Source organism: Gordonia sp. SMJS1 (assembly GCF_029866425.1).
Lineage (GTDB): Bacteria > Actinomycetota > Actinomycetes > Mycobacteriales > Mycobacteriaceae > Gordonia > Gordonia hongkongensis.
On record NZ_CP123381.1, the window covers coordinates 3,006,548 to 3,026,740 of the forward strand.

The following is a 20,193-nucleotide window of genomic DNA, read 5'->3' on the forward strand; positions in this document are numbered from 1 at the left end:
CGCTCGAGAAAGGCTGCCATGTCTGACCGGATCACCGTCAACGGGTTGCAGGTCGCTACCGTCCTGCACGACTTCATCAACAACGAGGCGTTGCCCGGTACCGGTGTAGATGCGGACGCCTTCTGGGCCGGTGCGGCCTCGGTCATCGCCGATCTCGTCCCGCGCAACCGCGAACTGCTCGCCGTCCGCGACGACCTGCAGACCAAGCTCGACGCCTGGCACCGAGATCACAAGGGTGCCGATCTCACCCCCGGCACCGCCGATTTCGACTCCTACAAGTCGTTCCTGACCGAGATCGGCTACCTCGCGGAGGTCCCCGCCGACTTCCAGGTCAGCACGTCGAACGTCGACCGCGAGATCGCCGACACCGCGGGTCCGCAGCTCGTGGTCCCGATCCTGAACGCGCGCTTCGCGCTGAACGCCTCGAACGCCCGATGGGGTTCGCTGTACGACGCGCTCTACGGCACCGACGCGATCTCCGAGGCCGACGGCGCGGAGAAGGGTTCGTCGTACAACAAGGTGCGCGGTGACAAGGTCATCGCCTACGCCAAGGACTTCCTCGACCAGGCGGTGCCGCTCGAACAGTGCAGCTACACCGATGTGCGGGCGTTCGCCGTCACCGACGGCGCGCTGCAGGTGAGGCTCGACGGCGACAAGACCTCCACCCTGGCTGACCCGACCGCGTTCGTCGGCTACCGCGGCGACGCGGCTTCGCCGACCTCGATCCTGCTGCGCAACAACGGTCTTCACCTCGACATCGAGATCGATCCGTCCTCGCCCATCGGTTCCACCGACCCGGCCGGCATCAAGGACGTCGTCGTCGAATCCGCGATCACCACGATCATGGACTTCGAGGACTCGGTCGCTGCGGTCGACGCCGAGGACAAGGTCGTCGGGTACCGGAACTGGCTGGGCCTCAACAAGGGCGACCTGTCCGAAGATGTCACCAAGGGCGGCAAGACCTTCACGCGCGTGCTCAACGGCAACCGCGAGTACACCGCGCCGGACGGAACCACCTTCGACCTGCACGGGCGTTCGCTGCTGTTCGTCCGCAACGTGGGCCACCTGATGACCAACGACGCGATTCTCGACGCCGACGGCAACGAGGTCCCCGAGGGCATCCTCGACGGTCTGATCACCTCGCTGATCGGCATCCACGGTTTGAGTGCAGAGGGTCTACAGAACTCGCGGACCGGATCGGTCTACATCGTGAAGCCGAAGATGCACGGCCCCGACGAGGTCGCCTTCACCGTCGAACTGTTCGGCCGTGTGGAGAAGGTCCTCGGCCTGCCCGAGAACACGCTCAAGGTCGGCATCATGGACGAGGAGCGCCGCACGACGGTGAACCTCAAGGCCTGCATCAAGGCAGCCGAGCAGCGCGTGGTGTTCATCAACACCGGCTTCCTCGACCGCACCGGCGACGAGATCCACACGTCCATGGAGGCCGGGCCGATGGTCCGCAAGGCCGAGATGAAGCAGCAGACCTGGATCGGCGCGTACGAGAACTTCAACGTCGACACCGGCCTGCACGCGGGCCTGCAGCACAAGGCGCAGATCGGCAAGGGCATGTGGGCCATGCCCGACCTGATGGCCGACATGCTCGAGCAGAAGATCGGGCACCCGAAGGCCGGCGCCACGACCGCGTGGGTCCCCTCGCCGACGGCCGCGACCCTGCACGCGCTGCACTACCACCTCGTCGACGTCTTCGAGCGCCAGGACGAGATCGCCAAGCGCGATCCCGCCCGGGTCGAGGACGTCCTCACCATCCCGCTCGCGCCGAAGACGGACTGGTCCGACGAGGAGAAGCAGCAGGAACTCGACAACAACTGCCAGTCCATCCTGGGTTACGTGGTGCGATGGATCGACCAGGGTGTCGGCTGCTCCAAGGTCCCCGACATCCACGACGTCGCTCTCATGGAAGACCGTGCGACGCTTCGGATCTCGAGCCAGCTGCTGGCGAACTGGCTGCGCCACGGCATCGTGGCGGAGTCCGATGTCGTCGCATCCCTCGAGCGGATGGCCCCGGTCGTCGACCGGCAGAACGCCGGTGACCCGACCTACCGTCCGCTGGCGCCGGACTTCGACTCCAACATCGCCTTCCAGGCGGCCAAGGAGCTGATCCTCGAGGGCACGACGCAGCCGAGCGGCTACACCGAGCCGATCCTGCACCGCCGTCGCCGCGAGTACAAGGCGGCCAACCCGGCCGGCTGAGCACCGGGTTCCACGTAGGCGATACGACCGTGCCGAACCGCCGAGGATCGGCACGGCGTATCGTCGTACCCTGCACTGCGCACCGGCTCGCCACGGCCGACCGGGCGAGGGACGCACCGAGCAGGGAGGGCATCGGCGTTGGCACATCACCGGAGTAGCGGCGGGGAGAGCATCCGAAGCCGCGGCGTGAGCCGAGGTGTCGTCGCCACACTCTTGTCGATCCTGCTCGTCGCGGCCGTGGTCGTCACCTGGCAGGACCTCGGCGATCAGATCGATCGCCAGGCCGAGGAGGCCGCCGCGCAGTGCGTCGAGGGTCGTGAGTCGGTACCGATCGTCGCCGATCCCGACATCGCGCCGGGACTGGCGGCCGTCGCCCGCAACTTCGGCGAGACGAGCCCCGTCGTGCGCGACAAATGCGTCAGCGTCGACGTCCGGCCGGGCGACGCGAAGATCACCCTCGACGGTCTGTCGGGGTCGTGGGACACCGAGTCCATGGGCGCGTACCCGGCCGCCTGGGTGCCGCAGTCGTCGGTGTGGTCGGCAGATCTGGCGGCGGCGAAACCCGATGCGATCGAGGGCAACACCCGATCACTGGTCTCGACGCCGGTCGTGCTGGCGGTGTCCCCCGAGCTCAACAGCTCCCTGGCCGGCCGCCTCGACTGGTCACAGATCCCCACCCTGCAGCGCCGCGACAACTCCCTCGCCGACTTCGGACTCGAAGGTTGGGGATCGTTGCGCATGGCGATGCCGATCGGCGCACAATCCGACGCCAGCGCGCTGGCCGCCCAGGCGGTCGCGACACGCGTCACCCGGACCACCGGACCGCTGACCACCGCCGACGCCGAGTCGCCGCGGGTCAGTTCCAGTGTCCGCGCCATGCTGGAGGGCGCGCCGCTCTCCCCGGACGGGACACCCCAGGGCGCGGCAACGGCCATCGCCGACGCACCGGACGCGGCCCGAGCGGAGATCCACGTCGTGCCCATCACCGAACAACGCCTGTTCCAGATGACCCGCGAGGACGACCGCGCACGCCTGGCCGAACTCATCCCGTCGGGTCCGACGCCCATCGCCGACTACCCCGTCATCCGGATGTCGGGTCCCGAGGTCACCGAGTCGGCCGCCGATGCCGTCGCCGAGTTCATCCAGTTCGCCTCGGAGCCCGAGCAGTTGCAGTTGCTCACCGAGCTCGGTTTCCGCGGCGACGCCCCGATGCCCTCCCCGACCCCGACCGTGACGTTCCCGCGCACGCCGAATCCGATGCCGACGCCCGAGAACGGCGCGATCGTCGCCATCAATCGGCTCGTCTACGGGCCGGCCAGCGTTCCGGCGAGCTCCACGCCGCCCTCGGTGCCGTCGGGAAGCGCGGGGGGTTAGAGCTCGCGAGGACGGGTCGCTTCGACACGGCTCGTCGCTGCGCTCCTCACCTGCTCAACGAGCGGTAGAGAGGTTCGTCGCTGCGCTCCTCACCTGCTCAACGAACAGGTGAGGAGCTTAAGACGATGAAGAAATCAGCTGCTGTAGGCCTCGATCGGCGGGCAGCTGCACACCAGGTTGCGGTCGCCGTACACCCCGTCGATCCGCCGGACGGCCGGCCACACCTTCGCCCGGCCGCCCGCGGACGGCAGTCCCTGCGGGTAGACGGCGAGTTCCCGCGAGTACGGGTGGTCCCACTCGCCGACGAGCGACTCGGCCGTGTGCGGGGCGCCGCGGAGCGGATTGTCTTCGGCGGGCCACTCCCCTCGTCCGACGAGTTCGATCTCGCCGCGGATGGCGATCATCGCATCGCAGAACGCGTCGATCTCGTCGAGGTTCTCGCTTTCGGTGGGCTCGACCATCAGCGTGCCGGCCACCGGGAAACTCATGGTCGGTGCGTGAAAACCGTAGTCGGCGAGTCGTTTCGCCACGTCGTCGACGGTGACGCCGGTGGCCTTGGTGATGGCCCGGAGGTCGAGGATGCACTCGTGGGCGACGAAGCCGTCCTCGCCGGTGTAGAGCACCGGATAGTGCTCACCGAGCCGCTTGGCGACATAGTTGGCGGCGGTGATCGCCGTGAGCGTCGCCCGCCGGAGACCGTCCGCGCCCATCATCGCGATGTAGGCATAGGTGATCGGCAGGATCGCCGCCGAGCCATACGGGGCCGCGGCGATCGTGGCCGACCCGGGCAGCTCGTCGGCGAGCGGGTGTCCGGGGAGGAACGGGGCCAGATGCTCCCGGACCGCGACGGGTCCGACGCCGGGCCCGCCGCCGCCGTGCGGGATGCAGAACGTCTTGTGCAGGTTGAGATGGCTGACGTCACCGCCGAAATGACCCGGCCGTGCGACACCGACGAGCGCGTTGAGGTTGGCGCCGTCCACGTAGACCTGGCCGCCGGCGTCGTGCACGGCGCCGCAGACGTCGCGGACGTCGTGCTCGAAGACGCCGTGCGTCGACGGGTACGTGATCATGATCGCCGCGACCCGGCCTTCGTTCGCCGCGATCTTGGCGCGCAGATCGTCGAGGTCGACGTCGCCGTTCTCGCGGCACCCGACCACCACGACGCGCATCCCGGCCATCACCGCCGACGCGGCATTCGTGCCGTGGGCGCTCGACGGGATGAGGCAGACATCCCGGTCGACGTCACCGCGGCTGAGGTGGTATCCGCGGATCGCGAGCAGTCCCGCGAACTCCCCCTGTGAACCCGCGTTGGGCTGGAGGCTGACGCGGTCGTAACCGGTGACCGCCACGAGCCAGCCCTCGAGCGTGGTGATCAGCTCGCGGATGCCCGCGGTGTCGTCGACCGGGGCGAAGGGGTGCAGCTGGGCGAAGCCGGGCCACGTGATGGGTTCCATCTCGGTGGTGGCGTTGAGTTTCATCGTGCACGACCCGAGCGGGATCATGCTGCGGTCGAGCGCGATGTCCTTGTCCGACAGGGCCCGCAGGTAGCGCAGCATCGCGGTCTCGGTGCGGTACCGGTTGAACGCCGGATGGGTCAGGTACTCGCTGGTGCGATTCTCGATCGGCTGCGCGAGTGCCCGCGGGGTGACGCCGGCGACGTCGAAGGCCCGCAGGACGGCATCGATGTCGGCGTCGGTCGTCGTCTCGTCACAGGCGATGCCGATGGTGTCGGCGTCGACGCGTCGCAGGTTGATCCCGTCGTGGCGGGCGCGGGCGAGGATCGTGTCGGCCTGACCGGGTGCGTGCACCTCGACGGTGTCGAAGAAGTTCGCGTGCGCCACCGAGAACCCGCCCGCGGCGATCGAGTCGGCGATCCGGGCCGCTGCGTCGTGGGTGCGTCGTGCGATGGCTCGCAGGCCGTCCGCTCCGTGGTACGAGGCGTACATGGCGGCCATCACCGCCAGCAGCACTTGCGCGGTGCAGATGTTGCTCGTGGCCTTCTCCCGGCGGATGTGCTGTTCGCGGGTCTGCAGCGCGAGCCGGTAGGCCAGGTTGCCGTCGGCATCCTTGGAGATACCGACGAGCCGCCCGGGAAGCTGTCGGGCGTGCATCGACCCGACGGCGAGGTAACCCGCGTGCGGTCCGCCGAAGCCCATCGGCACACCGAAGCGTTGCGTCGTGCCGAAGCAGACGTCGGCTCCCTGCTCGCCGGGCGGCGTGACCAGTGTCATCGCCAGGAGATCGGCACCGGCCGCGACGAGAGCGCCGCGCTCGCGCGCGGCGTCGACGATCGCGGTGGCGTCGACGATGCGACCCGATGCGCCGGGCACCTGAAGGATCACGCCGAAGAAGTCGCCGTCCGGCAGTCCGCATCCGGGCAGATCGGGGTGCAACGAGGCCTCGACGACCTCGATGCCCAGGGGCTCGGCGCGCGTGTCGAGGACGGCACGCGTCTGCGGGAACAGGTCCGCGTCGACGATCACGCGGTTCGACTTCGACTTGCCCGCGCGACGCATCAGCGTCATCGCCTCGGCGGCCGCGGTGGCCTCGTCGAGCATGGAGGCATTGGCCACCTCCATGCCGGTGAGGTCGGCGACCATGGTCTGGAAGTTCAGCAGCGCCTCGAGACGTCCCTGGCTGATCTCGGGCTGATATGGCGTGTACGCGGTGTACCAGGCGGGGTTCTCCAGCACGTTGCGCAGGATGACGCCGGGCGTGTGGGTTCCGTAGTAGCCGAGCCCGATCATCGACCGGGCCACGGTGTTACGGGCTGCGAGGTCACCGAGTTGTGCGAGGACCGCACTCTCGCTCAGCGGTGCGGGCAGCGCCCCCAGGACGTCGGAATCGAGTTCGTCGGCGATGACTGCGGGTATGACACGGTGCGCCAGATCATCGAGGGAAGCCGCGCCGATCGCCTCGAGCATCCGGCGGGTCTCGTCGGCGTCCGGACCGACATGACGGTCGACGAAGGCGGCCGACAGATGGGGAGCGGCCGGAGTGGGATCCGGGCCGGAACCTTCTGGGCCGGATCCTTCTGGGCTGGATCCTTCTGGGGCGTCGGACGGGGTCGCTTCAGTGGTGGACACGGTGGCGGGCAACCTCTCGCAGGCGCCGGTACACGGACCGGCTGCTGACCCTCCCCCTCTGTCATGTCTTCGGCCACAGCCGATGTGACGCCTGAGAGATTCGGCGCCGCGCAACTCTGCGCGATCGCCTTTCACCGTGGGCGGACGACGGATCGTCACTTTCCAGAGACGTCGTCACCACCGCGGTCCTGGGTGCCTGAGAGTTTGACGGAGAGGTGTTGCTCCTTCGGCGGCCGCCGGCGATGAGTATCCGACGGCGCTCTCCCGCAGCGTAGCGACGCGGGGCCAGTCTACGCGGAGTCTCGACTACCCGGTGCGACGGGCGCGGTTCTTGCGCCGCGCGGCCAGTTCGTCCTCGGGTGCGGTCTCACTGACACCGCCGTCGGCCCGCTCGCCGGGGAAGTCGGCGATGGTGCCGGTGAGTTCGCGCATCGCGCCGCTGACGGCGATGCCGAACACGCCCTGCCCGCCTTGCAGGAGGTCGACGACCTCCTCGGCCGAGGTGCACTCGTACACGGTCGTACCGTCCGAGAACAGGGTGATCTTCGCGAGGTCCTCGACACCGCGCTGACGGAGGTGGTCGACGGCGACGCGGATGTTCTGCAGGGAGATCCCGGTGTCGAGCAGACGCTTGACGATCTTGAGGACGAGGATGTCCTTGAACGAGTACAGGCGCTGGCTTCCGGAACCCGCCGCTCCGCGGATCGACGGGACGACCAGCGATGTGCGGGCCCAGTAGTCGAGCTGGCGGTAGGTGATCCCGGCGATCTGGCACGCACTCGGCACGCGGTAACCGACGAGTTCGTCGGGCACGGTGTCGTCCGGGAACAGACCTGGGGCGATCTCGCCGAGGCTGCCCTGGGTCGGGACGGCGTCGGGACGCTCGCCCACCGGACGATCGGGTGACTGGTCGCTCGACGTCGTTTCGCTGTCGACCGGACGATCGCCCACTTCTGACTCCCTCGCAAAGCTCGGATCGGACGCCGCACCACGGTGCCTGACGTCCACGTCCACAGTACGCGGTCCAGGCTGTTTCCGGTCGGCCGATCATCTTCATCGGCCCGTGTCCGGTGCTCGATGTCGCTGATGACGCTATGCGGCGGAGGACGGTGGATCAACGCGACTCGCCACGACACTCAACCTCAACTTGAGATCAAGACAAATGGTGATCGGGCGGTGTCGATTCCGTGATCTGAGTTTCGGTTCCGGTCGGCGAACACGTTCCTCGACGGATTCCACGAACCGGTCAGGCGCCGCTTGCCTTGAAGTCGTCCGGGGACACGTTGTCGAGGAACTCCTTGAACTTCTCGACCTCGTCCTCTTTGACCTCTTCGGGCTGCACCTCGGCGGACTCGTCGGAATCCTCGTCCGGGATCAGCAACCCCGCCTCGGCGAGAACCTCTTCGTCGGCGATGATCGGCACCTCGGCACGCATCGCGACCGCGATCGAATCCGACGGCCGCGCCGACACCCGCAGATCGCCGGTGAAGATCATCTCGGCGTAGAAGGTGCCCTCCTGCATGTCGACGATCCGGACCTCGACGAGGGTCTGCCCGAACTCCTTGATGAGGTTCACGATCAAATCGTGGGTCAGCGGACGAGGAGGCTCGATCCCCTTCTGCCGCAGCGCAATCGACGCAGCTTCACTCTGCCCGATCCAGATCGGCAGGTAGCGTTCGCCCTCGACCTCGCGCAGCAACAACACCGGCTGACTCTGCGGGGGTTCGACCCTGATGCCCACCACACGCATCTCGCTCATCTCGCACCTCCCAGACGCCTTGTACGGCGCTCGATTCAGTGACCTCGACGCTACACCGACCGAGCGGACAGCGGCGGCCGACTCGCGGCACCCCAGCGGATCCCCCCAGCGGGCGCCCTCGGCGGATCGTCGCTGTTCAGTCCGGTGCGGCGGCCGCACGCGCGCACCGCGATCTCAGTCCAGCGCACCCTTGACGGCCGCCTTGACCAACTGCGTGTGCAGCGTCACCGACAGGGCCGCGATCTCGCGCACGAGTTCCTCGGCACGGTCGCGCGCACCGGTGCCCTTGCCCTTGGCGATCGGGTTGGCGATCTGGGCGACGAGGCCCGCCTCGCGATCCGCGGACACCTTGAATGCCCGGAGATGACGCGTCTCCAGGCCGTAACTGGCCAGGGCCGCGGCCGCCTCGACGAGCCGTACGGCGTCCTCGTCGAAGAACCCGGCGGGCCCGGCGGTCAACAGGCCGTTGCGCTGGAGTTCGGTGACGAACGCCGAATCCACCCCGGTGCGTTCGATCAGCGACTCCCGGGAGACGCGTCCGGCGCGCGCACCGAAGTCGGTGGCCGGCGCCACGGTCCCGCGGGCCGCGGACAGCACGCGCGTTCCGCCGGGACCGAAACCGCCGTTGCCGTTGTCGATCGCGTCGAGCTGTTCCTTGATCACCTTCAGCGGGAGATACCGGTCCCGCTGCGCGGTCAGCACGAACCGCAGCCGTTCGCAGTCGGCCTGACTGAACCGCCGATACCCCGACGGAGCCCGCTCCGGGGTCACCAGACCCTCCGACTCCAAGAATCGGATCTTCGAGATCGTGATGTCCGGGAAGTCATCACGCAATTGGGCGAGGACCGTGCCGATCGACATCGATCCTTCGCCGCGGGGGGCCGTGGACGCCGTCACGGGTGTCAGGCGTCTGCTTCGTCGCGGGGACCGCTGAGGAACACCAGACGGAACTTGCCGATCTGAACCTCGTCGCCATTGCTCAGCGACGCGGTGTCGACCGGCTCGCGGTTGACGTACGTGCCGTTGAGGCTGCCCACGTCGACGACCTGAAAGTCGTTGTCGCCGAGACGGAACTCGGCGTGACGACGGCTGACGGTCACGTCGTCGAGGAAGATGTCGCTGTCGGGGTGCCGGCCGGCCGAGGTCGTCGGCTGATCGAGGAGGAACCGCGACCCCGCATTGGGTCCTCGCTTCACGACAAGCAGCGCGGTCCCGGGAGCGAGTCGTTCGACCCCCGTGTCGGCCGGCTCACTCGAGGTGCTGGTCCCGGCATCGAGTTCATTGATGAACTCCTCCCGGAACACCGATGTGGTCTCCACCGGCGCCTCGAAGTCCCTGTCGTTTTCGCTCACCACTTCTCCTTCGTCGTCGTCAGTGCCGACCGCACAGTCGCCAACCTCGTTCTCGGAACCGCCGGCATCGCCTGGGACGGTGCCCGTCGGCTCTCGCCACGATGGCCGGTCGAATCTACATGACTTGTGCGGCCGGGTAGTTCTCGGCGCGAGATCGTGAGCATCGGTGTCACGTCGCGCCTCGTTCCCACTGCCGTAACCGTACCGGTCCTGCCGATCCCACCGGCGCGCGAGTCGACTCCGGCATCGACGATCATATCGTTCCGGAGGCGATCAGCCGGGTCGATCGGGGCACCGGCCGTTCACGGCCGGGAGAACTCACCCCTCGATGACGGCGCGGTACCCCGCGGCGTCGAGTACCTCACCCAGGTGTTCGTCGAGGGTCGCCTCGTCTGCCGCCTCGATCTCGACCAGCCACCCCTCGCCGTACGGGTCCGAATTGACCAGTTCCGGCGAGGCGTCGAGGGCGTCGTTCACCGCCGACACCGTGCCTGCGAGCGGCCCGAAGATGTCCGAGACACTCTTCGTCGACTCGACCTCGGCGAACGACTCGCCGACGGTCACCTCCGCACCGCTCTCGGGTAGCTGGACGAACACCACGTCGCCGAGAGCGTCCTGGGCGTAGTCGGTGATCCCGACGCGCACCGTCGTCGGCCCGAGTCGCTCGATCCACTCGTGCTCCGCGGTGTAGCGCAAGGTCTCTGGCACTTTGCTGTCGGTCACGCGAACCCCTTTCGTCCTCGTCAGACTCTACTGTCTGCCGAGTCGCCTGCCGGGTGACGCGGCGGCATGAGCCGCATCACCAGGATCGTCTGATACCAGTACAGGACGAAGGACCACAGATACAGTCCGACGCCCCAGATCATGAAAGCCCAGCCGATCGGGTACGCGATGGTCCCCACGATCGAATCGAGCTGTCCGGCAAGAAGCCACGGGAATGCGCTCATCAGCGCGAAGGTCCCCGCCTTGCCGATGTAGAGCACCGGGAGCGCCAGCACGCCCCGCGATCGCAACAGTGGAGCGGACGCGAACAGCAGGACGTCGCGCGCGATGATCACACCGATCAGCCACCACGGCAGGAACTCCCGGATGCCGAACGCGATCGGGATGATCACGATGTAGAGCCGGTCGGCGGCCGGGTCGAGCAGCGCACCGATCTTCGACGACTGGTCGAGGAGTCGCGCAATCTTGCCGTCGGCCCAATCGGAGAAGCCCGAGAACATGAGGACGGCGAAGGCCCAGCCGTCCGCCTTCTCGACGAGGAGCAGCCACACGAACACCGGGATGAGTGCGAGCCGAAGCACGCTCAGCGCGTTCGGGACCGTGACGATCCGGTCCGGAGCCGGCGTGGTCGCCGCCTCCGGCTCGGTCACCGGAAGATCCCGATGATGCCCTGCAAGGTTTTCGCTCCGCCCGAGGAGAACAGGTTGTCGTGGACCATGTAGGTCCAGGTGGTCGTCGACCGGTGCAGATCCGCCGACCCGAGGTCGACGCCGTCGGGGGTGATGTCGGCCTCCCGGAACGTCTCACGCGCCTTCGCGAGGGCCGTACCGGGCAGATCGGCGAACTCGGCGAGGATCAGCCGGTGGAACTCGTCCAGCGGGCTCTCCTTGCCCAGCGACCGGAGGTGGATGCTGGCGCGGACGTCGGAGACGAACGCGAGATGGTCGGCCCAGGCGCGGTCGAGATGGTAGAGCACGATCTCGCGCGCGGCCTGTGACAACACCTCGCGAGGCACGGGCGCGACGGCGGGGGTGGCCCCGTGATCGGTCGCGGCCTTCTCGGCGTCGGCCTTCTCGGCGTCGGCCTTCTCGGCGTCGGCCTCGTCGGTGGTGGTCTCCACCGTCGTCGTGCTCCCGGTCAACTGCGCGTAGCGGTCCGGTTCCAGATCCGCCAGCTCTTCGAGCGCGGCGTCGGTGGTCAGGATCTGCATACGACGTTCGACGATGATGTCCCGCTGCTGATTGACCAGCTTGTTGTAACGCCAGGTATTCGCGTGCAGTTCGAGCATCACGCCCTCAGCGATCCGCTGGGCCTGCTCGATGAGGTCGACGCCCTTGCTGCCCATCGAACCGTCCTCGTTGGGCGACACGGGATCTCGTTTGAACGCGAGGTTCTTGGTGACGACCGGGTCCTCGAGGCTGGAGAAGAACACCGACGTACCGGGATCGCCCTGACGGCCCGCGCGTCCACGCAGCTGACTGTCGAGGCGTTCGGTGTCGTGGCGGCCCGTTCCGACGACGCACAACCCGCCGAGTTCGATGACCTCGTCGTGGGCGTCCGTGTCGTCCTTCGAACCGCCCAGGCGGATGTCGGTCCCCCGTCCGGCCATCTGGGTGGACACGGTGACGGCGCCCCGGGCGCCGGCCTCGGCGATGATCTTCGCCTCTTCGGCGTCGTTCTTCGCGTTGAGCACGACCGACGACACCCCGGCCTTGTCGAGGAAGTACGCGAGCTCCTCGGACTCGGCCACGTCGTGGGTACCGATGAGGACGGGTTGTCCGGTCTCGTGGATCTCCTTGACGTAGGCGACGATCGCCTCGACCTTGTTTGCCTTGGTGTCGTAGACCCGGTCGGGCAGGTCGGTCCGGACGTTGGGGGTGTTCGGCGGGATCTGCGAGACGCGCAGTTCGTAGAACTGGCGGAACTGCTCGCCGGCGGCGAGCGCGGTGCCGGTCATGCCGCAGACCTTCGGGTAGCGGCCGATCAGGGCCTGCACCGTGATGGTGTCGATGACCTCACCCGAATCGGTCTGGGTCAGCCCTTCCTTGAGCTCGACCGCGGCCTGGACCCCGTCGGGCCAGCGCTGGAGCTGCGCGACGCGGCCGCGCGAGGCGTTGATGAGGTGCACGCCGCCGTCGCGGACGATGTAGTGGATGTCGCGTTCGAGGAGATAGTGGGCGTGCATGGCGATGCTGACGTGTACGAGCGTCGTGCCGACGTGTTCCTCGCTGTAGAGGTCGATGCCGCCGAGTTCTTCCTCGACGAACACCGCACCCTCGTCGGTCAGGGTGACGTTGCGGCCCTCCGCGTCGACCTCGTAGTGCTTGTTCTTCATCCGCGACACGACGTCGTGGATCGCCGCGTCCGGTACCTCGGTCTCGGTCGAACCGGCGAGCACCAGCGGCACGAGCGCCTCGTCGACGAGCACCGAATCCGCCTCGTCGATGATGGCCACGTCGGGTGTCGGTGAGACGAGGTCCGCTTCGGACAGGGCGAGCTGATCGCGCAGGACGTCGAAGCCGATCTCGTTGACCGAACCGTAGGTGACGTCACCGGTGTAGGCGCGTCGCCGTTCCTCGCGGCTCGAGTTCTCCGAGACCGCGTGGACGGTGATGCCGAAGGCGTCGAACAGCGGCTTCATCCACTCCGCGTCGCGGGTCGCCAGATAGTCGTTGACCGAGATCACGTGGACCTGATGTCCCTGCAGCACATGGCCGATCGCGGCGATGGCGCCGGCGAGCGTCTTGCCCTCACCGGTGGCCATCTCGACGATGTCGCCCTCCAGGAGTCGGAGGGCGCCCTGCAACTGGACGTCGAACGGCCGCAGGTCGATGGTGCGGTCGGCGGCTTCCCGGACCAGGGCGAGGAACTTCGCGCGGTCCGCGGGCTTCTCGGCGATGTCGAGTTTCTCGGCCTCCGCGCCGAACGCGTCGTCGGCGAGTTCGGCGGCCCAGTCGGTGTGGGCTTCGGCATCCTTGATCACACCCAACGACTTCGACTGGTTGCGAGTCGACTGGGCGCCCAGAAGGCGCCACATGCTGTTGCTCAGCTTTCCCACCGAAACATTTCTCCTGATCGTTCCCGGTTCCGTCGCGACCCACCCCCTCCGGGCGGTCAGGTCAGCAACAACGGTACGCGGCCGCTGGTCGACCGAGGACGCCGACATTATGATCAGTCCACCCGATTCGGCTTGAGGACTAAGGACGGCCCATGACCAGGACTCGCCGGACCAGGGTTCGACTCCGCCTCCTGCGCGCGACGATCGCCGGGTCGCTCATCGCGGTCGGGGTCGGCCTCGGCGCATTCAACGACTGGTGGGTCGCGCTGTTCTTCGGGATCCCCCTGGTCTTCGCCGGCATCGCGGTCAGTCCCCGCGCTTCCCGGGTGTCGGAACTGCCGGAGTTCCGGCGCGCCACGTCGCCGGACGCACCGCAGGTGGAGGTGGAGGCACTCACCCGCAGCAGCCTCACCGCCGACGACTCGCAACCGACCATGGTCACCGCGACGATCAACCCACCGAACGACACCGCGTACCGGGCGCGCTGGATCACCTCGATGACCAAGGGGAATTTCCAGTCGCTGACCGACACCCCGTTCACGACACTGCCGCCGGACGCTCTCCCGCCCCGCGACCAGCCGGAGACCCCCGAATTCGACGACCAGCCCGGCCGCTGGGCGCTCGTCTATCCCGCGGTGACCCTGCTCGTGGTCGGCGCCTTGCTGTTCGGTGTCGCCGGCGGGTGGCACGTCGAGGGGCCGTCGCTCTCCGGGTTCGATTCCGCGATCGATTCCGACGACGAGGCCGACGAAGACAACGCGGCGACTCTCGCCGATCACCATCGGCGGATGCTGGATGCAATCGCTGAATACGCGGGCCCGCAGGGCGTACACAACGTGCTGCAACTCGACTACGAGATCGGCTCTCCGTCGGCCTCTGCGCGCGTCTTCGATCCCACTACCGGCCGTGCCAGGACGATCAACATCGGTGACGGGTACTCGAATTCGTCAGTCGTGCCCAACACCGAAAGAGCGAACAAGACCTTCGACGCCGCGGCCATCGACCCGAACACGCTTGGCTCACTCGCCGACCCGATGGTGGCGGCGGTCCGGCCGTACTCCACCGAACCGGAACTGGACAAGGTGGTCATCGAACGGCGCGGACCGGACGGTCCGGTATTGATCACCGGGACCATCGAACCCGACGAGGGCGTCGTCGATGATTACGTTGTCCAGGCGACACCCGACGGCACCGTCGCCGAGTTCTTCGACCCCGCGGACTTCGCCAAGTCGTTTGAACTGGCACGACGTGAACTGGCGGCTGCGCGTGTCCCTCTGGACGCACCCGTCATCGAGGAGTTCATCATCCAGGGGACAGCGGACGGTGTGTCCCCGGTCACAGCGAGCATCATCCAGAACTCTGGCGGGGTCCTGGTCCGGTACCGGCTCGGCGACCGTGGCGGCGAAGTCGCCGTCGCGCCCGGCGAATTCCCGGTGGCCTCTGTCAGCGAAGGCCGTTACCGAAGCGAAGGCTTCCGCTTCGACAGCATCTCGGCAGACACCCTCGACCAGGTCAGGGCCGACTTGATGAGACGTGCGTCTGTCCCGGAGTACGACCGCGATGCGGTGGGCGTCGAAGTCGAACGCAACTACATCGACGAGGCTCCGCAGTTCGTCATCCGCATGGACATCGCCAACACCGACGACGCCGAGGCGGTCTATTCGTTGGACGGACGCTTCATCAAGGAAGGCCGGTACTGACGCCGGAGCCGGCCGGCGCGACCACACTGGCCGGCCTCACACCTTCGGCGTCCCCGCTTCCAGCGCCCTCCGCGTGACGGCCTGCAGTTCGGCCACCGCCGCTTCGGGCGGATGCAGCACCCCGCGATCGGTCATCGTGGTGACGATGTCGCGGACGCGGCCGTAGTACGTCGCCTGTTCGGCCGGCGTGCTGCTGGCGGCGGCGTGGTTGTAGAGCTTGAGCGCGCGATCGAGGTCGTCCTGATCGGTCTGCTCCAGGTAGCTTGCGCCCACCCGCCGGCCGTTCTTCTCGCAGGCGATCCAGGCCCGCCGCAGTCTGGCGACGGACTGCTGGTAGGCGTCGGCGCGCGAGCGGTTGTCCGGGTAGTCGTCGGTCCGCAGAGCCATCGCCTCGTCGAGCGCGAGATGGAAGGTCTGCGTCTGTTCGACCGTCACGTCGGTCACGGCCGGATACCTCAGCAGCATGGCGGGATCGAGTTCGTATGTTCCGTAGGCGCCGAGGACCTCGTCGTGGCGACGCGCCGCTTCCTCCCACAACCGTTGCGCCGCTTCGTCAGAACCCGCGTCGGCGATCCGGGGCCCGCCGGATGCGGGTCGGGTCAGGTCGACCGTTTCGTCCGGCGGGGCGCTCGCCGCTGCCGCCCGCGACCCGGCCGGCGTCGGGGCGCCCTTCTTCTTCGTGGCGATGCGTTCGGGCGCGTGCCGGCGGAGTCGGGCCAGGATCTCCGCGACCGCCGGATCCCCCTCGACGACGGCGACCCGCCAGAACTCCGTCTCGGGCGTGTCGTCGGACTCGTCCCGCGAGCCGGGTGGCGTCCGGTCGGCGGGAACGGGCTCACCGTCCCGGCTCGCGAAGGTGAGTTTCAGATACTTCTGCCCGACGACCGTCAGGTGACGCGCACGCTCGCCGGCCATCTCCGAAGTCGCGTCCGCCGGCCCACCCACGGCCACCGTGACGAGCGAGTCGAGCGGGTAGCCGACGAGTGTGCGGTCCTCGTTCCCGAAGTAGACCGTGTCGTCGTCGACGGTCAGCAGGACCGCGCCGCGTTCACCGAGCCGGCCGAAGGCCGCCCCGAGCAACGACGCCGCGATCGCGCCACCGACCACCGCCGACGTGATGAGACCGTCGACCCCGGCGATGTTGAGCGCGACGAGTGCGATCATCCCGGCGACCATGAGGACCCAGGCGGCGGTGGCCGAACGATGGTGGCGACCGGTCAGGTACTCGGTCCGACACGTCACCGGGACCATGGATCCCCCACATTCGTCATATCCATCCCCTGTCCGGTCGGCTACCGTTGTGCACGTGAGTTCCGGCGAACACCGCATCAGCCTACGCATGGCCTTACTGCTCAGCGCGGTGATCGCCGCGGCCGGCACGATGCTCGTCGGCCCCGGGTCCGCGGTCGCCGCTCCCCCCGCCCCCGGCTTCGTCGGCAAGACCTACACCTCGACCGCGGTGGCCGGGGAGCAGATCCCCGGTGGCGGACCGCTGGAGGTCAGTTTCCCCGCCGCCAACCGGATCGCACTGTCGGCCGGCTGCAACCGACACATCGGCGACCTCCGCGTCGACAACTCGCTGTTGCGCCTGGGTTCCCTCGCCTCGACGATGATGGCCTGCCCCGGGCCGCGCGCCGAGGCCGACACCTGGGTCACCGAGTTCACGAAGGAACCGCTGACCTGGTATTCGGTCGGCCACTCCCTCATCCTCGTCGGCCCCGCGGCGCAGGTCCTGTTGACCGAGAAGCCGGCATGAACCGGCGGATACCGGTGACGGTGACCGTGACGGGTGCCGCCGGCAGCATCGGATACGCCAGCGTCTTCCGCATCGCCGCCGGCGCGATGCTCGGTCACGACCAACCGGTTGCTCTCCGACTCCTCGAACTCCCGCAGGCGATCTCCGGCGCAGTCGGCACCGCGATGGAACTCGACGACGGCGCGTTCCCCCTCCTGAAGTCCGTCGACGTCCTCGACGATCCGCGCAAGGCGTTCGACGGGGCGAGTTTCGGTCTGCTCATCGGGGCCCGTCCGCGCACCAAGGGCATGGAGCGCGCCGACCTGCTGGCCGCCAACTCCGACATCTTCGCCGCCCAGGGCTCGGTCATCAACGACGTTGCCGCCGATGACATCCGGGTGATCGTCGTCGGCAACCCCGCCAACACCAACGCCGCGGTCGCCGCCGCCAACGCACCCGAGGTCCCGCCTGAACGGTTCACCGCGCTGACCCGGTTGGACCACAACCGCGCCATCGCCCAGCTCGCTCGCCGGACCGGCGCGAGCGTCGACGAGATCAGCCGGGTCACGGTGTGGGGCAACCACTCCGCCACCCAGTACCCCGACATCTTCCACGCCCGGGTCGGCAACCGAAGCGGCGCGGACATCGCCGCCGACCGTGACTGGCTCGTCGACGACTTCATCCCGACCGTCGCCCGCCGTGGCACCGCGATCATCGAGGCTCGCGGATCGTCGTCGGCGGCCTCGGCAGCGAACGCCACCATCGACCATGTCCACGACTGGGTGCTCGGGACACCGCCCGACGACTGGACGTCGGTGGCGCTGCCGTCCCCGGGAGCCTATGGAGTCCCCGAGGGACTCGTGTGCTCGTTTCCGGTGCGCTCGGTCGACGGCCGGTGGCAGATCGTCGAGGGTCTCGACATCAACGAGTTCTCGCGGGCGCGGATCGACGCGTCGGTCGCCGAACTCCAATCCGAGCGCGAGGCCGTGTCCACCCCGTAGTGTTTCTGCTCATGTCGAAGAAGGACAAGGCGAAAAGGGCCAAGATCGGGAACAAGGTCTACGAGGCGGAGTTGTTCCGGTTGCAGACCGAACTCGTGAAGCTCCAGGAATGGGTCCGTGACAGCGGCACCCGCGTCGTGGTCATCTTCGAGGGGCGTGACGCTGCCGGCAAGGGCGGAACGATCAAGCGCATCACCGAGTATCTGAGCCCACGGATCGCACGGGTCGCCGCGCTCCCGGCGCCGACGGATCGTGAACGCGGACAGTGGTATTACCAGCGTTACGTCGCGCATCTGCCCGCGCCCGGCGAGATCGTCTTGTTCGACCGGTCCTGGTACAACCGCGCCGGCGTGGAGAAGGTCATGGGTTTCTGCACCCCCGAGGAGCACTCGCGGTTCCTGCGGCAGACCCCGATCTTCGAGCAGATGCTCATCGACGACGGCATCCTGCTGCGCAAGTACTGGTTCTCGGTGTCCGACGACGAACAGCTCAAGCGGTTCCGGTCACGCATGAACGACCCAGTGCGGCAATGGAAGCTGAGCCCGATGGATCTCGAGTCGGTGTACCGGTGGGAGGACTACTCGCGCGCCAAGGACGAGATGATGGTCCACACCGACACCGCGCTGAGTCCCTGGTACGTCGTCGAATCCGACGTGAAGAAGCATGCTCGCCTGAACATGATCTCGCATCTGCTGTCGACCATCGAGTACGCCGAGGTCCCCCGCCCCCGCGTGTCCCTGCCCAAGCATCCGATCGAGTCGGGCAACTATCACCGCCCGCCGCGCTCGCTGTCCAAGTACGTACCCGACCACGTGGCGACGCTGATCCGCACCGACCACTGATGTGGATCGGGTTCTGCGAGTTCGACTATCTGCTCGGTGACGTGCACTCGCTGAAACAGAAGCGGTCCGTGGTGCGACCGATCGTCGCCGACCTGCGCAAGCGGTACACGGTCTCGGCTGCCGAGGTCGGACACCTCGACGTCCATCGGCGAACCGTCATCGGGGTCAGTGCGGTGGCCGCCGACCGCGGACATGTCGTCGACGTGCTCGACGCCGTCGAACGTTCTGCGGCAGCCCATCCCGAAGTCGAGTTGCTGTCGGTGCGACGCCGGGTCGTCAGCTCGGAGGACTTCTGAGGTCGTCGACGACCCCGGCGGCAGCCGCGGCCCGGCGGTAGGCGGCCGCGAGGGACTCGACCGTCTCGTGCGCGTTCAGTCCGCTCGGGTTGGGGACCACCCAGAGTTCGGCCCCGTCCCACGTCTCGTCCTGCCGCCCCGGCACGGCATCGCGGCGCCCGAACGCGCTGCGATACGCGGTGATCCCGGCGACCGCGACAACCCGTGGGCGGATCTCACGAACCCGTTCGCGCAGGCGGCGTCCCCCCTTGCGGAACTCCTCGACGGTCAGTTCGGCGGCGGTCGCGGTGGCGCGTGGCACGACGTTGGTGATCCCCACGCCGCGGTCGAGCAGCATCGTCCGGTCGGCGTCGGACATGCCCGTCGATGCGTCGATCACGTGGTCGACGATGCCGGCCCGGGCGAGCGCCGGGTAGAACCGATTGCCGGGCCGGGCGAAATGCGCACCGGTGGCCGCGGTCCACAGGCCGGGGTTGATGCCGACGAACAGCAGCTTGCAGCCCTCGCCCACGAGGTCGTCGACGGTGCGGTCTCGGTAGGCGAGCAGGTCGGCCCGGGTGAATCCCATCAGGCACACCGGGTATCCGGCCGGGCGATGCGGGAACGCGTCAGGATGCCGTCTCCGCACCGTGTCGGGCCGACACGCAGAACTGGTTGCCGTCGGGGTCGGCGAGCGTCACCCACACGAAGCCGGGCATCTCACGATCGGCGATCCGGCTCGCGCCCGCCGCCACGAGTCGATCCACCCTCCGTCTCGAGATCGTCGGTGGTCAGGTCGAGGTGGACGCGGTTCTTGCCGGGCGTGGGGTCCTCGACCTGCTGGAACGCGAACAGCGGCTCGCCCTCCCCGACCGCGACGACGACGAAGTAACCGTCGTTGTCCTCGACGATGCGGCCGCCGAGCTGCTCGGCCCACCACGTCGCCAGGGGCGCGGGCGCGAGTGCGTCGACGGTGATCATGCCCAGTGCGAGACTCATGCCTGCCAAGCTACTCCCGGCCACCGACATCCCCGGGCGGTCGCGGGCAGATCGTCGGCACGTTCGCCGCTAGCCGCC

General features: G+C 68.1%; 17 protein-coding genes, 1 pseudogene and 1 riboswitch. Of the genes and pseudogenes, 7 read left to right on the forward strand and 11 right to left on the reverse strand.

Features of this window, described 5'->3' with window-relative positions:
- Positions 1-18: 18 nt before the first annotated feature.
- Together QAD21_RS13820 and QAD21_RS13825 are read left to right on the forward strand one after the other, a co-directional pair.
- Entirely contained in the window at positions 19-2,211 is a 2,193-nt protein-coding gene (locus QAD21_RS13820; RefSeq protein ID WP_068972439.1) for a malate synthase G, read from the forward strand.
- A 138-nt stretch (positions 2,212-2,349) separates the two neighbouring features.
- Complete coding sequence (locus tag QAD21_RS13825) at positions 2,350-3,585, forward strand: substrate-binding domain-containing protein (RefSeq protein WP_280359723.1); 1,236 nt, start codon at positions 2,350-2,352, stop codon at positions 3,583-3,585.
- A gap of 134 nt (positions 3,586-3,719) precedes the next feature.
- Here QAD21_RS13825 and gcvP read toward each other — a convergent pair whose 3' ends face one another.
- The 8 genes from gcvP to secA2 form a co-directional block, all read right to left on the reverse strand.
- A complete protein-coding gene (gcvP, locus tag QAD21_RS13830; RefSeq protein WP_280361725.1) occupies positions 3,720-6,566 on the reverse strand; it encodes an aminomethyl-transferring glycine dehydrogenase in 2,847 nt (948 codons plus the stop codon).
- 278 nt (positions 6,567-6,844) lie between these two features.
- Positions 6,845-6,948: riboswitch (glycine riboswitch) on the reverse strand.
- A 29-nt stretch (positions 6,949-6,977) separates the two neighbouring features.
- Positions 6,978-7,622, reverse strand: a complete 645-nt coding sequence (locus QAD21_RS13835; RefSeq protein WP_055475395.1) for a MerR family transcriptional regulator — start codon at positions 7,620-7,622, stop codon at positions 6,978-6,980.
- 295 nt (positions 7,623-7,917) lie between these two features.
- The gene (locus QAD21_RS13840) at positions 7,918-8,430 is read right to left on the reverse strand and encodes a bifunctional nuclease family protein (RefSeq protein WP_055475394.1); all 513 of its coding nucleotides are present in this window, start codon (positions 8,428-8,430) and stop codon (positions 7,918-7,920) included.
- A gap of 174 nt (positions 8,431-8,604) precedes the next feature.
- Positions 8,605-9,291, reverse strand: a complete 687-nt coding sequence (locus QAD21_RS13845; protein WP_055475436.1) for a MerR family transcriptional regulator — start codon at positions 9,289-9,291, stop codon at positions 8,605-8,607.
- A gap of 41 nt (positions 9,292-9,332) precedes the next feature.
- Positions 9,333-9,785 (reverse strand): glycogen accumulation regulator GarA, encoded by a 453-nt coding sequence (gene garA / locus QAD21_RS13850; RefSeq protein WP_055475393.1) that lies wholly within the window; start codon positions 9,783-9,785, stop codon positions 9,333-9,335.
- 315 nt (positions 9,786-10,100) lie between these two features.
- Positions 10,101-10,505, reverse strand: coding sequence for a glycine cleavage system protein GcvH (gcvH, locus tag QAD21_RS13855; RefSeq protein WP_055475392.1), 405 nt, complete (start codon positions 10,503-10,505; stop codon positions 10,101-10,103).
- A gap of 20 nt (positions 10,506-10,525) precedes the next feature.
- Positions 10,526-11,155, reverse strand: a complete 630-nt coding sequence (locus QAD21_RS13860) for a CDP-alcohol phosphatidyltransferase family protein (RefSeq protein ID WP_055475391.1) — start codon at positions 11,153-11,155, stop codon at positions 10,526-10,528.
- On the reverse strand, positions 11,152-13,563 hold the full coding sequence (secA2, locus tag QAD21_RS13865) for an accessory Sec system translocase SecA2 (protein ID WP_280359725.1): 2,412 nt from the start codon (positions 13,561-13,563) through the stop codon (positions 11,152-11,154). The genes QAD21_RS13860 and secA2 overlap by 4 nt, the downstream gene beginning before the upstream one ends.
- A 152-nt stretch (positions 13,564-13,715) precedes the next feature.
- Here secA2 and QAD21_RS13870 point away from each other — a divergent pair, with 152 nt between their 5' ends.
- Positions 13,716-15,263 carry a hypothetical protein gene (locus QAD21_RS13870; protein ID WP_280359726.1) on the forward strand — a complete coding sequence of 516 codons (1,548 nt, stop codon included), beginning with the start codon at positions 13,716-13,718 and terminating at the stop codon, positions 15,261-15,263.
- 36 nt (positions 15,264-15,299) lie between these two features.
- Here the strand turns inward: QAD21_RS13870 and QAD21_RS13875 are convergent, their stop codons facing one another.
- Positions 15,300-16,514, reverse strand: coding sequence for a hypothetical protein (locus QAD21_RS13875; protein WP_205333679.1), 1,215 nt, complete (start codon positions 16,512-16,514; stop codon positions 15,300-15,302).
- Positions 16,515-16,602: 88 nt separating this feature from the next.
- Here QAD21_RS13875 and QAD21_RS13880 point away from each other — a divergent pair, with 88 nt between their 5' ends.
- From QAD21_RS13880 to QAD21_RS13895, 4 genes are read left to right on the forward strand one after another with little or no spacing between them, the layout of a single operon-like run.
- Complete coding sequence (locus QAD21_RS13880) at positions 16,603-17,019, forward strand: META domain-containing protein (protein ID WP_280361727.1); 417 nt, start codon at positions 16,603-16,605, stop codon at positions 17,017-17,019.
- Complete coding sequence (locus QAD21_RS13885; protein ID WP_280359727.1) at positions 17,016-17,999, forward strand: malate dehydrogenase; 984 nt, start codon at positions 17,016-17,018, stop codon at positions 17,997-17,999. Before QAD21_RS13880 ends, QAD21_RS13885 begins: the two co-directional genes overlap by 4 nt.
- 11 nt (positions 18,000-18,010) lie before the next feature.
- Complete coding sequence (gene ppk2, locus QAD21_RS13890) at positions 18,011-18,841, forward strand: polyphosphate kinase 2 (protein WP_280359728.1); 831 nt, start codon at positions 18,011-18,013, stop codon at positions 18,839-18,841.
- Positions 18,841-19,137, forward strand: a complete 297-nt coding sequence (locus tag QAD21_RS13895; RefSeq protein WP_058253180.1) for a DUF503 domain-containing protein — start codon at positions 18,841-18,843, stop codon at positions 19,135-19,137. The genes ppk2 and QAD21_RS13895 overlap by 1 nt, the downstream gene beginning before the upstream one ends.
- Here QAD21_RS13895 and QAD21_RS13900 read toward each other — a convergent pair.
- Together QAD21_RS13900 and QAD21_RS13905 are read right to left on the reverse strand one after the other, a co-directional pair.
- Positions 19,118-19,705: a mismatch-specific DNA-glycosylase gene (locus tag QAD21_RS13900; protein WP_159370944.1), complete on the reverse strand. Its 588-nt coding sequence runs from the start codon at positions 19,703-19,705 to the stop codon at positions 19,118-19,120. The two genes, QAD21_RS13895 and QAD21_RS13900, sit on opposite strands and share 20 nt — an antisense overlap.
- A gap of 40 nt (positions 19,706-19,745) precedes the next feature.
- A pseudogene (locus QAD21_RS13905) lies at positions 19,746-20,145 on the reverse strand (VOC family protein).
- Positions 20,146-20,193 lie beyond the last annotated feature (48 nt).

Excerpts from the sequence above, each read along its gene's own strand:
- QAD21_RS13880 (WP_280361727.1), top strand. The coding sequence starts at position 16,603 with ATGGCCTTACTGCTCAGCGCGGTGATCGCCGCGGCCGGCACGATGCTC.
- QAD21_RS13820 (WP_068972439.1), top strand. The coding sequence starts at position 19 with ATGTCTGACCGGATCACCGTCAACGGGTTGCAGGTCGCTACCGTCCTG.
- QAD21_RS13900 (WP_159370944.1), bottom strand. The coding sequence starts at position 19,705 with ATGGGATTCACCCGGGCCGACCTGCTCGCCTACCGAGACCGCACCGTC.
- QAD21_RS13870 (WP_280359726.1), top strand. The coding sequence starts at position 13,716 with ATGACCAGGACTCGCCGGACCAGGGTTCGACTCCGCCTCCTGCGCGCG.
- QAD21_RS13875 (WP_205333679.1), bottom strand. The coding sequence starts at position 16,514 with ATGGTCCCGGTGACGTGTCGGACCGAGTACCTGACCGGTCGCCACCAT.
- QAD21_RS13885 (WP_280359727.1), top strand. The coding sequence starts at position 17,016 with ATGAACCGGCGGATACCGGTGACGGTGACCGTGACGGGTGCCGCCGGC.
- QAD21_RS13840 (WP_055475394.1), bottom strand. The coding sequence starts at position 8,430 with ATGAGCGAGATGCGTGTGGTGGGCATCAGGGTCGAACCCCCGCAGAGT.
- ppk2 (WP_280359728.1), top strand. The coding sequence starts at position 18,011 with ATGTCGAAGAAGGACAAGGCGAAAAGGGCCAAGATCGGGAACAAGGTC.
- QAD21_RS13895 (WP_058253180.1), top strand. The coding sequence starts at position 18,841 with ATGTGGATCGGGTTCTGCGAGTTCGACTATCTGCTCGGTGACGTGCAC.
- QAD21_RS13845 (WP_055475436.1), bottom strand. The coding sequence starts at position 9,291 with ATGTCGATCGGCACGGTCCTCGCCCAATTGCGTGATGACTTCCCGGAC.